The organism is Sphaerisporangium aureirubrum (genome assembly GCF_042658925.1).
GTDB classification, from domain to species: Bacteria; Actinomycetota; Actinomycetes; order Streptosporangiales; family Streptosporangiaceae; genus Sphaerisporangium; species Sphaerisporangium aureirubrum.
Genome location: NZ_JBHSRF010000014.1, coordinates 59,550 through 71,963, shown reverse-complemented (window position 1 = coordinate 71,963; position 12,414 = coordinate 59,550). Strand labels below are relative to the sequence as shown.

The 12,414-nt window shown below is 73.6% G+C and carries 10 protein-coding genes; 6 read left to right on the top strand and 4 right to left on the bottom strand.

Annotated elements, in window-relative coordinates; genetic code table 11:
• Nucleotides 1-12: 12 nt before the first annotated feature.
• Both ACFP1K_RS13085 and ACFP1K_RS13080 read right to left on the bottom strand, forming a co-directional pair.
• Nucleotides 13-1,224: a CynX/NimT family MFS transporter gene (locus ACFP1K_RS13085; RefSeq protein WP_380751353.1), complete on the bottom strand. Its 1,212-nt coding sequence runs from the start codon at nt 1,222-1,224 to the stop codon at nt 13-15.
• 133 nt (nt 1,225-1,357) lie between these two features.
• Nucleotides 1,358-3,709, bottom strand: coding sequence for a thiamine pyrophosphate-dependent enzyme (locus tag ACFP1K_RS13080; RefSeq protein ID WP_380751350.1), 2,352 nt, complete (start codon nt 3,707-3,709; stop codon nt 1,358-1,360).
• A 540-nt stretch (nt 3,710-4,249) separates the two neighbouring features.
• Here ACFP1K_RS13080 and ACFP1K_RS13075 point away from each other — a divergent pair.
• From ACFP1K_RS13075 to ACFP1K_RS13055, 5 genes are all read left to right on the top strand, one after another.
• A complete protein-coding gene (locus ACFP1K_RS13075; protein WP_380751347.1) occupies nt 4,250-5,035 on the top strand; it encodes an IclR family transcriptional regulator domain-containing protein in 786 nt (261 codons plus the stop codon).
• A 64-nt stretch (nt 5,036-5,099) separates the two neighbouring features.
• Complete coding sequence (locus tag ACFP1K_RS13070) at nt 5,100-6,116, top strand: LacI family DNA-binding transcriptional regulator (protein ID WP_380751344.1); 1,017 nt, start codon at nt 5,100-5,102, stop codon at nt 6,114-6,116.
• 65 nt (nt 6,117-6,181) lie between these two features.
• Nucleotides 6,182-7,150, top strand: coding sequence for a zinc-binding dehydrogenase (locus ACFP1K_RS13065; RefSeq protein WP_380751341.1), 969 nt, complete (start codon nt 6,182-6,184; stop codon nt 7,148-7,150).
• Between the two features lie 622 nt (nt 7,151-7,772).
• Entirely contained in the window at nt 7,773-7,916 is a 144-nt protein-coding gene (locus ACFP1K_RS13060) for a hypothetical protein (RefSeq protein WP_380751338.1), read from the top strand.
• Nucleotides 7,917-8,048: 132 nt separating this feature from the next.
• The gene (locus ACFP1K_RS13055; RefSeq protein ID WP_380751335.1) at nt 8,049-10,109 is read left to right on the top strand and encodes an ABC transporter ATP-binding protein; all 2,061 of its coding nucleotides are present in this window, start codon (nt 8,049-8,051) and stop codon (nt 10,107-10,109) included.
• A 28-nt stretch (nt 10,110-10,137) separates the two neighbouring features.
• Here ACFP1K_RS13055 and ACFP1K_RS13050 read toward each other — a convergent pair whose 3' ends face one another.
• The gene (locus ACFP1K_RS13050) at nt 10,138-10,563 is read right to left on the bottom strand and encodes a MerR family transcriptional regulator (protein ID WP_380751332.1); all 426 of its coding nucleotides are present in this window, start codon (nt 10,561-10,563) and stop codon (nt 10,138-10,140) included.
• A gap of 81 nt (nt 10,564-10,644) precedes the next feature.
• Here ACFP1K_RS13050 and ACFP1K_RS13045 point away from each other — a divergent pair, with 81 nt between their 5' ends.
• Nucleotides 10,645-11,577: an aldo/keto reductase gene (locus ACFP1K_RS13045; RefSeq protein WP_380751330.1), complete on the top strand. Its 933-nt coding sequence runs from the start codon at nt 10,645-10,647 to the stop codon at nt 11,575-11,577.
• A 111-nt stretch (nt 11,578-11,688) separates the two neighbouring features.
• Here ACFP1K_RS13045 and ACFP1K_RS13040 read toward each other — a convergent pair whose 3' ends face one another.
• The gene (locus tag ACFP1K_RS13040) at nt 11,689-12,345 is read right to left on the bottom strand and encodes a TetR family transcriptional regulator (protein WP_380751327.1); all 657 of its coding nucleotides are present in this window, start codon (nt 12,343-12,345) and stop codon (nt 11,689-11,691) included.
• Between the last annotated feature and the right edge of the window lie 69 nt (nt 12,346-12,414).

The following is a 12,414-nucleotide window of genomic DNA, read 5'->3' as shown; positions in this document are numbered from 1 at the left end:
ACGCCGAGGATGTTAGGGGGCACCGGGGGTGGGGTTCTCGGTGACACGCGTGGCGGCGGGGTGGCCGGATCCGGCCACCGGGCGGGCGGCGAGCAGGCCGAGGAACAGCTGGCCGGCGCAGGCGGCCAGGCCGATGAGCAGCGGTACCGTCCAGTCGCCGGAGATCTCGTGCACCAGGCCGATGGCCAGGGGGCCGAGGGCTGCGATCACGTAACCCGCCGACTGGGCCACGGCGGACAGCGCGGTCACCGAAGCGGGGCCGGGGGCGCGCAGCGTGATGATGAGCAGGACGAGGGCCAGCGAGGCGCCCTGCCCGACGCCGAGCACGATCATCCACAGCCAGGGGACGGTGGTGGGGGCGAGCAGCACGCCGAGGTACCCCGCGACGGTCAGCCCGGCGGCGGCCACGACGTGCGGCACCTGCGAGGCGACGCGCCCGGCGTGCACGGGCACGGTGAGCGTGGCGGCGATCTGGGCGAGGTTGGTGAGGGCGAGCAGGTATCCGGCCTCGTCGGCGGGCAGCCCGGCGTCCCGGAAGATCGTCGGCAGCCAGGCCAGCATGATGTAGAAGGTCAGCGACTGCACGCCCATGAAGCCGGTGATGTACCAGGTCGAGCGGCGCCGCAGCAGCATGGCGTACGGCCGCGGCGCGTCCTGCGCGTGGACGGACGGCCGGCGCAGCGCCTGCGGGGTCCACAGGAGGGCCGCCAGCAGGGCCAGCGCGGCGGCGGACACCGCCGCGGGGCGCCAGCCGTGCTCCTGCGCGATCGGCACCATGACGGCCGAGGCGCCGGCCGCGCCCACGACCAGGCCGGACACGTAGACGCCGGTGTACACGCCGACGCGGTGGGGGAAGTGCTGCTTGACCACGCCGGGCATGGTCACGTTCATGATGGCGATGGCGGTGCCCGCGACGGCCGAGCCCGCGTACAGCGCGATCACCCCGCCGCTCACGCGCAGCGCCACGCCCGCGGCGAGGACGAGCAGGCCGACCAGCAGGGTGCGGTCCAGCCCGATCCGGCTCGCCAGCGCGGGCGCGAGCGGGCCCGCCAGGCCGAGGCACAGCACCATGATCGTGGTGACCGCCCCGCCCGCCGCCGCGCCGAGCCCGAGATCGCCCATGATGTCGCCGAGCAGCGGCGACACCCCCGCCAGCGCCGGACGCAGGTTGAGCGACGCCAGCACGAACCCGGCGGCCAGCACCCCCCAGCCGCACAGTCGCAATCCCCGCGCCCTCCGGGAGAAGCGACCGGTAGGTGAGGGTTCGGGGGTGGAGGTGGTGCCGTTCACAGGGCCCGGAGCCTACCTCCGGGCTCCGGACGGGCATCCGGCGGGATGGCCCTCACCTACGGCCGCCTCACGAGTCAGGGCCGACAGAGATGTCCAGAAGGAGAGGTTCGTCCCGCGCCCACAGGGCGGGGACCACCTCGTCGAAGACGGCGATCAGCGACGCGTGGGTGTCGACGCGGCGCGCGGGGCAGCCGAGGGAGCGCGCGAGGGCCGCCAGGTCGATGCCGGTGTATCCCGGCCACGGCGCCCTGCCGTCGTGGTGCGCGGGGCCGGGCGGGGAGCCGTCCTCGGACGCGGCCTGGGTACCGGCCTGAGGTGGAGGGCCGGCTGGTGTTCCGTCCTGGGATGCGGGGGCGGCCTGGGTGCCGTCCCGAGGTGAAGGGTGGGACTGGGTGCGGTCCCGAGGTGAAGGGTGGGACTGGGTGCGGTCCCGAGGTGAAGGGTGGGACTGGGTGCCGTCCTGAGGTGAAAGGTCGGACTGGGTGCGGTCCTGAGGTGGGCCGGCTGGGGTGAGGACGAGGAACAGGGTGCCGACGCGGTGGCGGGAGGCGGTCCACAGGGCCTGGGCCGCCGAGAGGGTGGCGGCGGGGTCGAGGAGGGCGACCACGGGGCGGTCGGGGCGGGCCAGGCGCAGGCCGATCGCGGCGGGGAGGGCGAAGCCGGGGCCCGAGGTGGCGGCGGAGAGAAGGCCGAGGGGGCGGCGGGCGGGGACGAGGCGGTGCAGGCACGGGCGGACGGCGGGGGCCTCCTCGACCAGGATCGCCTCGGGGGCGAGCCGCGCCGCGAGCTCCCCCAGCACGTGCGCGACCCGCAGCGGCTCCCCTTCGGCCGGGGCCGCGGGCGGCGCGGGACGAACCACCGGGGCGAGCGTCTCCCCCGGCCGTTGCGGCAGCGTCGCGGCGAGCCGCTCGCACACCCCCGCGGGCGGGGCGAGCAACGCCAGCGTGGCGGGCCCGCGATGCACCTCGGCCGGATCGTCGCTCACCACCGCGACCGTCGCCCGCTCCGGCACCAACGGCCCCAGATCGGCCGTCCTGAAAGCAGGCGCACCCACCGCCAGCACGACGTCATGCCCGTCGAGCACGGCCCGCCGCCCGCCGCCCCGCGACGCCCCGGGCCCGTACGAGGCCGCCCGCAGACCGTTCGGCTCACCGGACGAGACCTCCCGCACGTCATCCGGCCCACCGGACAATGACTCACGCACGTCATCCAGCTCACCGGACAGAATCTCGTGCACGCCATCCGGCTCACCAGACAAGGACTCGTGCACGCCATCCGGCTCACCAGACAAGGACTCGTGCACGCCATCCGGCTCACCAGACAAGGACTCGTGCACGCCATCCGGCTCACCGGACAGGATCTCGTGCACGCCATCCGGCCCACCGGACAAGGTCTCCCGCACCTCATCCGACTCACCGGACGAGGTCTCCCGCGCGTCGTCCGGCTCACCGGACAGGGTCTCCCGCGAATCCCTCGCTGCACCGGACGAGGGCGCCCGTGACCCGTTCCCGGCGGGTTCCGGCGGGACCCCTCCGTCGGCGCCCAGAACTCCGGCGAAGCGCGGGTGGTCCTGCGGGAAACCCGCCTGGGTGCCGGACGGCTCCTGCCAGACGGGGCAGCGGAGGCGTTCGGCTAGGGCGGACAGGGCGGACCAGGCGCGTTCGGTGGCGGTGTGGGCGCCGGCGACCAGGACGGGGGAGCGGGCGGCGGCGAGGAGGGCGGCCAGAGGGGCGACGTCCTCGGTGGAGACGCGGCAGGGGCGGCGTACCTCCATGGAGGCGGGGATGTCGGTCTCGTACGGCTCGTCCCAGCCGTCCGGAGGGATGAGGACGGCGGCGGGGCCCCGGCCGGTGACGGCCTCCAGGGCGGCCCTGGCGACGGCGCGGGGAACGTCGCGGGCGCGTGCCGGGCGGGCGGACCACACCAGGTGGTCCCCGGCGGACTCCAGCGCGGGATGCCCGAGGGACGGCCGGGCGGCCACGACCACCAGGGGCGCGCGGCCGGCGCGGGCCGCCGCGAGGGAGCCGAGCCCGGCGGGAGTGCTCAGCAGTACCAGCGCGGGCCGGTCGTACCCGAGCGCCCAGCCGGTGGCCATGCCGACGACGACCCCTTCGTTCGCCCCCGTGACGAGCGTGAGGTCGCCGGGGAGCCCGGCGAGCGGATGCGTCCCAGCCGCTCCGAGCCCGCCGGAGCCGACTACCGGCCCGGACCCGCCGGGGACGGCGACCGGCCCGGACCCGCCGGGGACGGCGACCGGCCCGGACCCGGTGGAGCCGAGGACCGGCCCGGACCCGCCCGAGACGGTGACCCCCGCCGTTCCGGGCCTGCCGGAGGCGGCTCCGGCCATGGGTCCGCCCGCATCACAGAAGACGGTGGTGATCCCGGCCCGTCGCACCGCGTCGAAGACGGCGTCCCGCACGTCCCCACGCGTCTCCCCCGCGCCTTCCCCAAAGCCCCCGGCCCTCGGTAGGTGCCCGCTCACCGTTCCTCCCCCGGCGCGACCCGGCCGCGGGTGGGCGGGACCGCCGGGACGGGCCGGAAACCGGGGTGGAGCAGGGGCGGAAGAGAGGTGGAGCGACGCATGAGCACTCCAAGAAAGATCGTGTTCGGCATACGAACGGAAGTTCTTTACCTGAACATTATTTCGTGCAAGCTACGCCCCCGACCGGATGGAGTCAACGCTCTGACACCGAGGCGATATGTGGCACGGTTGACCACTCACCAATCGCCCATTAGCGTCCAATCAACGACGAATGTTCGCCAATCGAACAAATACCGCCAGCCCGAGGCGCCCCCGCTCACGGACGCCGCGACCTCCACCGGCGCCGACGGGTGACAGGCCCTCACCCACCCCCTTCCCCCCGAAAACGCCTTCCCTGGTGTCGAGGGGTTGCGGACTCTACGGACACTGATATAACGGTCACCCGCGATATGACGGTCTCCCGCGAAGAGGGGGGAAATGGCCGAAGAATTCGTGCAATCGCTGGCTCGGGGGCTTGCGGTCATCAAGGCTTTCGATGCCGACTCGCCGGAGTTGACGCTCAGTGAGGTGGCCAGGGCCACCGGGCTGACCAGGGCGGCCGCTCGCCGGTTCCTGCTGACGCTGGTCGAGCTCGGGTACGTCCGCACGGACGGGCGGCTCTTCGCCCTGTCGCCTCGGGTGCTGGAGCTCGGGTTCGCCTATCTCTCGGGGCTCACGCTGCCGGAGGTCGCCTTGCCGCACCTGGAGCAGCTGGTCGCGGAGGTGCACGAGTCGGCGTCGGTGTCGGTGCTGGACGCGCCGGACATCGTGTACGTCGCCCGGGTGCCGACGACGCGCATCATGCGGGTGACGATCAGCATCGGGACCCGGTTCCCCGCGCACTCCGCCTCGATGGGCCGGGTGCTGCTGGCGTGGCTGGCGCCCGCCGAGCTGGAGGCGTACTACGCGCGCGCCACGCTGGAACGCTTCACCTCCCGCACGGTCACCTCCCGCGCCCGGCTGGACGCCGAGCTGGCCAGGGTGCGCGGCCAGGGCTGGGCCCTGGTGGACCAGGAGCTGGAGGAAGGGCTGCGCTCGATCGCCGCCCCCATCCGCGACCGCGCGGGCACGGTGGTGGCGGCGGTGAACGTCTCCACCCACGCCAGCCGCACCACCGTCGAGTCCGCCCGCCGGGACCTGCTGCCGCCCCTGCTGGCCACCGCCGCCCGCATCGAGGCCGACCTGCGGGCCACCGGCCACCACCTCCCCCTTCCCGCCACCTGACCTCCCCACCGTCCGGCACTGACAACGTTGTCTAGCCGCGGCGGAATAGGCGATGATGCTCCCCGTGGCAGTCACCAGGCCCACCATGAACGACGTCGCCGCCTCGGCGGGTGTCGCGCTGAAGACCGTGTCGCGCGTGGTCAACAACGAGCCCGGGGTGAACTCCGCCACCGCCGAGCGGGTCAGGCAGGCCATCGAGCGGCTCGGCTACCGCCGCAACGACGGCGCCCGCGTGCTGCGCCGGGGCCGCACCGCCAGCATCGGGCTGATCATCGAGGACGTCGCCGACCCGTTCTACTCCGGCCTCAGCCGGGCGGTCGAGGACGTCGCGCGCCGCAACGACACCCTGGTGTTCACCGGCTCCTCCGCCGAGGACCCCGAGCGGGAGCGCGAGCTGGTGCTGGCGTTCTGCGCCAGGCGGGTGGACGGCCTGGTCATCGTGCCCGCCGGGTCCGACCACACCTACCTCGTCCCCGAGTTGGCGGCGGGCATCCGCGCCGTCTTCGCCGACCGCCCACCCGGCGCCGGCCTCGACGCCGACACCGTCCTGTGCGACAACACCGGCGGCGCGCGCTCCGGCGTCGAACACCTCATCGCCCACGGCCACCGCCGCGTCGCGTTCCTCGGCGACAGCCCCGGCATCTTCACCGCCGGGGAGCGCCTGGCCGGTTACCGCCAGGCCCTCCAGGCGGCCTCCCTCCCCTACGACGAGTCGCTCGTCGCCATGGGCACCCCCGGCCACGCCCGCGTCGCCGCCGCCCTCACCCGCCTGCTGGCCCTGCCCGATCCCCCCACCGCCCTGCTCACCGGCAACGGCCGCACCACGATGACCGCCCTGCGGGCCATCAACTCCATGGCCGCCCCCTCCCCCCTCGCCATCGTCGGCTTCGACGACTTCGAGCTGGCCGACCTGCTCACCCCCGCCGTCACCGTCATCGCCCAGGACCCCGTCCGCCTCGGCCGCACCGCCGCCGAACTCCTCTTCCACCGCCTCTCCGGCGCCGGCGGCCCGGCCGAACGCGTCCAGCTCCCCACCCGCCTCATCCCCCGCGGTTCCGGCGAACTCCCGCCGGGCAGTTGACCTCAACCAAGGTTCAGGTCGCAGACTGCACCTCGACAGGCCGTGGAACGGGAGGAGTGGTCGGCATGCGGGTGGCACAGGTGGAGCGGTTCGGGGGGCCTGAGGTGCTGGTCACGCGGGAGGTGCCCGATCCGGTGGCGGAGGCGGGGCAGGTCGTGGTCGAGGTGGTGGCGGCGGACACGTTGTTCGTGGAGACGCGGATACGGCAGGGGATGGCGCGGGCCTTCTTCCCGGTGGAGCCGCCGTACGTGCCGGGGGGCGCGGTGGCGGGGCGGGTGCGGTCGGCGGGGGCGCGGGTGGATCCGGGGTGGGTCGGGCGGGAGGTGGCCGCGTTCACCGAGGGCGGCGGGTACGCCGAGCAGGCGGTGGTGCCGGTCGAGGCGCTCGTCCCGGTCGTGGCGGGGCTGGCGGCGGCGGACGCCGTGGCGCTGATGCACGACGGGGTGACGGCGCTCGGGGTGTTCGACGCGGCCGAGGTCAAGCCCGGCGAGTGGGTGCTGGTCACGGCGGCGGCGGGCGGGATGGGCGTGCTGCTGGTCCAGCTGGCGCACGCCGCCGGGGCGCGGGTCGTCGCGGCGGCGCGCGGGGGGAGCAAGCTCGACCTGGCCCGCAGGCTCGGGGCCGGCACGGTGGTCGACTACACCGGCCCCGGCTGGGCGGAGCACGTGCGGGTGGCGACCGGCGGCGCGGGACCCGACGTGGTCTTCGACGGCGCGGGCGGCGAGATCGGCCGGGCGGCGTTCCAGATCACCGCGGACGGCGGCCGGTTCTCCGCCCACGGCGCCGCCGCCGGCGGTTTCGCCCCCGTGGACCCGGACGCGGCGGCGCGCCGCCGCGTCACCGTCCGCGGCATCCAGGACGTCCAGTACGCCCTCGCCGAACGCACGACCCTCGCCGGACGCGCGCTGGCGGAGGCCGCCGCCGGCCGCATCAGGCCGGTCGTGGGCCGCACCTACCCCCTGGACCGCGCCGCCGACGCGCACACCGCGATCGAGTCCCGCGCGGTGGCGGGCAAGACCCTCCTGCTGATGTGAGGCAGGGCGGTCCTCCCCGTCCCAAATGAACGGCGCCTCGCCGTACACGACATCGGCTCACGTCTCGGGCGCCCTCGAAGTATCACGCAAACGATCGGGCTTATTACGGAGTGCGGCCAAGGCCCTCACGACGGTCCGCCCGACCCCCGGAAATGGTCTTTTCTCCGGCCTTGTCCCCGCGCCAGTGAAGCCGCCCGTCAAGACGGGCTCGCGTTATCGGGGGCGGTACTCATCTGCTCTAACCGCGAATACCACCTTCCGTAAATATGATCACATTGGTTACTCTTCTGGGATCACGCCCCACGCGCGGCGGCACGCCGGGCAGGGGCCCGACCGGGCATGGCACGTTCCCCAGCGGGCCGTCATGCCCGCCGGTGCCGGACGGTCCGGCGATGGGAGAGCGAAAGTGCGGCGAGGGCGGATCCGCGTCACCCCCCCGCTCGGCGAGCGATGCGGCGGAAGGTGCCGGTCGCTGACCAGATTACGGCTCGACCGATATATACGCGCAGTGATCAATACTGGCGAGATCCCCCGGTCGCCGTCACGGAAGGTAAGATCCGATGAACACCGCCCTCCCGGGCATCCTCCGGGCCGGGGAGGCACCTCACATCGGGAGAATCTGATGGAAACACTCGACCTGGAGGATCTGCACCTCGAACTGCTGCTCATCGCCGCGCTGCACGACGAGGCGGAGCGGCTCACCTCGCTCTCGGGGCCGTCCCACGGCCCGGGGAATCGATGGGAGATCGACCGGCGCGGAGAGTGAGGCAGTGAATACCCCGTGAACATCTCCAGCGTCCGGCCTTAGGCGCCAATTGCGATAATTGCCGGTTTCAACTTGACGGAGCCTCTTTACCGGGTGCTTTAAACTGTCGGTGACGCCGGTCACACTGCCTGCATGGCTGACCTGCCCCAGGAAACCTCAGGCCCGGACGGGGCCACTCCGGTGGACGCTCCCGGCACCCCGCCGCCCCTGCCGTCACCGCCCGCCGCGCCGCCTCTCCCCCCGGCCGCCCTCTCGCCCCCGCTGACACCGCCCCTCGACCCGGACGGCGACGACCCCGCGGCCGACCTCGGCGAGGCCACCCTCAGCGACTGGCAGGCCCACCTGGAGACGATGACCGGCGTCGGCTTCCTGACCATCGCCCGCAGGCTCCCGGCGCTCATCACCCAGGCCGTGCGCATGGCCTGGATGGCCAGCCCGCGGGACACCTTCGCCACCATCTCCCTGAGCATGCTCGGCGGCGTGTTCACCGCCTTCGGGCTGCTCGCCACGACCGCCGTGCTCCAGGCCCTGTTCGCGGCCGGCCCCACCCCCGAGCGCGTGCGGGCCGCGCTGCCCGCGCTGCTGCTGGTCGGCGCCGCCGCGACGCTGCGCACCACGCTCCAGGCCGGCGCCGGGTGGGCCCAGGCTCGCCTGGAGCCACAGGTGTCCCGGATCGCCGAGCGGCAGCTCTACGAGCTGACCAGCCAGGTCGACCTCATCCGCTTCGACGACCCCGACTTCCACGACTCGCTCCAGCGGGCCCGCATGCGCGGCGTCTCGATGGTGGACAGCGTGGTCGACTCCGCCATCAACGTGATGACCGCGCTGATCGGCATCGTCGCGGCGGCGGGCGTGCTCGGCATCCTGCACCCGGTGCTGCTGCCGCTGCTGGTGCTCGCCGTCATCCCCGACGCCTGGGCGGCCGTGCGGGCGGCCCGCATGCGGTACACCACGATGTACTCCCTGATCCCGGTCCGCCGCCGCAAGTGGATCCTGGCCGACCTGATGGCCGACAAGGACACCGCGGCCGAGGTGCGCTCGTTCACCATGCGCGGCTTCCTGATCCGCCTGTACGACCGGGTGGCGGGTGCCGAGCAGACCGTCGTGCTGCGGATGGCCAGGCAGCAGACCGTCGCGCGGATCGTCGGCGAGGCCCTCGGCGGGGTCGGCACCGCCATCGTCTACGTCGCGCTCGGCCTGCTGCTCGCCGTCGGCTCGGTGGCGCTGGCCGTGGCCGGCACGGCCGTGCTGGCGATCCGCACCGGGCAGAGCTCGCTGGCCACCCTCATGTACTCCACCAACCGGCTGTACGAGGAGGGGCTCTACTTCACCGACTTCCTGGACTTCTGCGCGCGGGCCCGCGAGCTCATCAGCCACGGCCCCACGGCGGGCGCGCCGTCGTCGTTCCGGCGCATCGACGTGGAGGACGTGACGTTCCACTACCCCGGCAAGGACGAGCCCGTGCTGGACCACGTGTCGATCCACCTCGACCGGGGCGAGGTGGTCGCGCTGGTCGGGGAGAACGGCTCGGGCAAGACGACCCTGTCCAAGATCCTCGCCGGCCTGTACAAACCGGAGAGCGGGCGGGTCCGGTGGGACGACACCGACATCGCCGGCGTCGACCCCGAGTACCTCCGGCGCCACATCGCGGTCATCGCCCAGGACCACACCCGGTGGCCGCTCACCGTGCGGGAGAACATCGCGATGGGCCTGGACAAGGGCGAGGACGCGCTGCGCGCCGCCGCCGAGGTGGCCGGCGCGGACGCGGTCGTCGCCGAGATGCCCCACGGCTACCAGACCCTGCTCGACCGGCGCTTCAAGGACGGCCAGGAGCCCTCGGGCGGCCAGTGGCAGCGCATCGCCGTGGCCCGGGGCTTCTACCGCGACGCCCCGCTGCTCATCTGCGACGAGCCCACCGCCGCGCTCGACGCCCGCGCCGAGCACGCCCTGTTCGAACGCGTCCGCGACCACGCCGGCGGCCGCACCGTCCTGCTCATCACCCACCGCCTGGCCAGCGTCCGCTACGCCGACCGCATCTACGTCCTGGACCACGGCCGCGTCACCGAGCAGGGCACCCACGACGACCTGATGCGCCACGGCGGCATCTACGCCGACCTCTACAGCCTCCAGGCCGCCGCCTACCACCCCGCCGGCGACCCCGCGGACGCCGCCGGCCGCGACCTGGTGCCCTGAGCCCCTGCCGTGCGGCGGTGCGGGCGCCTCAGGCGTCCGCGTCGTCGTGCAGGCGGGCCGTGTCCGGGGCGCAGGTGGTCGCCAGGTCGTTCAGGGCCAGCACGTCGCGGTAGTACCTGATCTTGAACTGTATGGCCGACTGCTTCTCGCGCAGCGAGGCGATCTGGGCCTCGACCGTGCGGTCGTGCTCCTCCAGCACGGCGATGCGGTCCTCGACGGTGTGGTCCCCGGCGCGGACCAGCTTCGCGAAGCGCAACATCTCGGCGATGGGCATGCCGGTGCCGCGCAGGCAGCGCAGCATGCCGAGCCAGCCGATGTCGTCGTCGGTGAACCGCCGCTGGCCCGCGGCGTTGCGCTCGATGGGCGTAAGGAGGCCGATGCGCTCGTAGTACCGCAGAGTGTCCAGGCTGAAGCCGGTCTCCTCCGCGGCCTGTGCGGGTGTGTAGACGCTCACGCCCCGAATCATGACACCTGGAGCGTGCTCCAGGTCAATGTCCTTGACCTGGAGCACGCTCCAGCGTGCAGGGTGTGCCACATGACACCCATCGCACTCGGAACCATTCCCTTCGGAACCACCGTGGACGAGGCGACGTCGTTCGCCATCCTCGACCGTTTCGCCGAGGCGGGCGGCACCATGATCGACACGTCGAACAACTACCCGTTCTGGCACGAGGGCGCCACCGGGCAGGAGAGCGAGACCACGGTCGGCGCGTGGCTGGCCGCCCGGCCCGGCATGCGGGAGCGTGTGGTGCTGAGCACCAAGTGCGGCGCCCGCCCGTCGGTGCCCGGCGACCGCACCCTGGACCGGCCCGAGGGCCTGTCCGCGCCGGTGATCCGCGCGGCCGTCGAGGGCAGCCTGCACCGGCTCGGCACCACCCACGTGGACGTGTACTGGGCCCACATCGAGGACCGCGCCACCCCGCTGGAGGAGCAGGTGGACGCGATGGCGGGCCTGGTCGAGCAAGGCAAGGTCCGGGAGCTCGGCGCGTCCAACCACCCCACCTGGCGGGTGGAGCGCGCCCGTGGCATCGCGCGGGCCGCCGGGCGGCCGGGGTACTCCCTGCTCCAGCTGCGGCACTCCTACCTGCGCCCCCGGCCGGGCGTGCGGCTGCCCGAGGGAGGGCACGTGCAGGCGTCGGAGGAGACGTTCGACTACCTGCGCCGGGAGGGCCTGCGGCTGTGGGCGTACACCACGCTGCTGGCCGGCGCCTACACCCGCGCGGACCGCCCGATCCCGCCCACGTACGACCACCCGGGCACCGAGCGGCGCCTCGCCGCGCTGCGCGGGGTCGCCGCGGACCTCGGCGCCACGCCGAACCAGGTCGTGCTCGCCTGGCTGGCCGCCCAGGGCGTCGTCCCGATCGTCGGCGTCAGCACCCTCGCGCAGCTCGAGGAGGCCGTCGCCGCCGCGGACGTCAAGCTGGACGACGAACTGCGATCCCGCCTGGACGACCCCGCGCTCGCCTGAGCCGCAGGGCGGTCTCACCGGCGCGCACACCGGCGGTGAGCCGCCCGGCGAGAACCACGGCCGGTGGGCCGCCCGGCGAGAGCGAGGGTCGTGGTGACCGGGAGGCGGCCGTCAGCCCGCGGGCAGGTGGTCCGCGAGGTAGCGGCGGAGCAGTCTTTTGCACTCGGCGATCAGATCGGGGTCGCCACCGGGGCGGGTGCGAAAGGCCAGCTTGAGGACGGCGTCGGCCGCCTCCACGGCCACGATCAGGGCCCGGTCCAGGCCGGGCCCCGTCGGCGCGCCCAGCAGGTCGACGACGAGTTCGCGGAGACGGTCGGCCACGATGACGTTGTTCTCCAGCGCGGCGTCCAGCAACCGGTTGGTGCCCTCGATGGGCGGGCCGCCGGGGGTCTGGAAGATCTCGCCGAAGTCGACGATGGCGAAGCCGGGGGTGGTGCGCTTCATCGCCACGAACTCGTCGACGGCCAGCTCGACGGCCTCGGTCCAGTCCGCGATGCCGGCCGCTCCGAAGCGCGCGGTCAGCCGGGCCAGGAACGCGTCGAGGTTGCGTAGCGCCAGCGCGCGGACCAGCCCCTGCTTGTCGGGGAAGAACTGGTAGAACGTGCCGATCGGGACCTCGGCCCGGCGGGCCACCTCTTTGGTGGTCAGCGCCTCGTATCCGACCTCGTCCAGGAGCCGGGCGCATTCGTCCAGCATTCGCTCGACTCGCTCCAGGCTGCGGCGCTGGGCGGGGCGGCGGCGGAGCGTCCCTGCGGAGACGTTGCTCATGCCTCCATCATCCTCCCAACCCCGAGGCGCGCGGCCTAACCTGAGAATTACTCATATAGCCGGAGGGGC

Excerpts from the sequence above, each read along its gene's own strand:
- ACFP1K_RS13075 (WP_380751347.1), top strand. The coding sequence starts at position 4,250 with ATGGCCGAAGAATTCGTGCAATCGCTGGCTCGGGGGCTTGCGGTCATC.
- ACFP1K_RS13065 (WP_380751341.1), top strand. The coding sequence starts at position 6,182 with ATGCGGGTGGCACAGGTGGAGCGGTTCGGGGGGCCTGAGGTGCTGGTC.
- ACFP1K_RS13060 (WP_380751338.1), top strand. The coding sequence starts at position 7,773 with ATGGAAACACTCGACCTGGAGGATCTGCACCTCGAACTGCTGCTCATC.
- ACFP1K_RS13055 (WP_380751335.1), top strand. The coding sequence starts at position 8,049 with ATGGCTGACCTGCCCCAGGAAACCTCAGGCCCGGACGGGGCCACTCCG.
- ACFP1K_RS13045 (WP_380751330.1), top strand. The coding sequence starts at position 10,645 with ATGACACCCATCGCACTCGGAACCATTCCCTTCGGAACCACCGTGGAC.
- ACFP1K_RS13040 (WP_380751327.1), bottom strand. The coding sequence starts at position 12,345 with ATGAGCAACGTCTCCGCAGGGACGCTCCGCCGCCGCCCCGCCCAGCGC.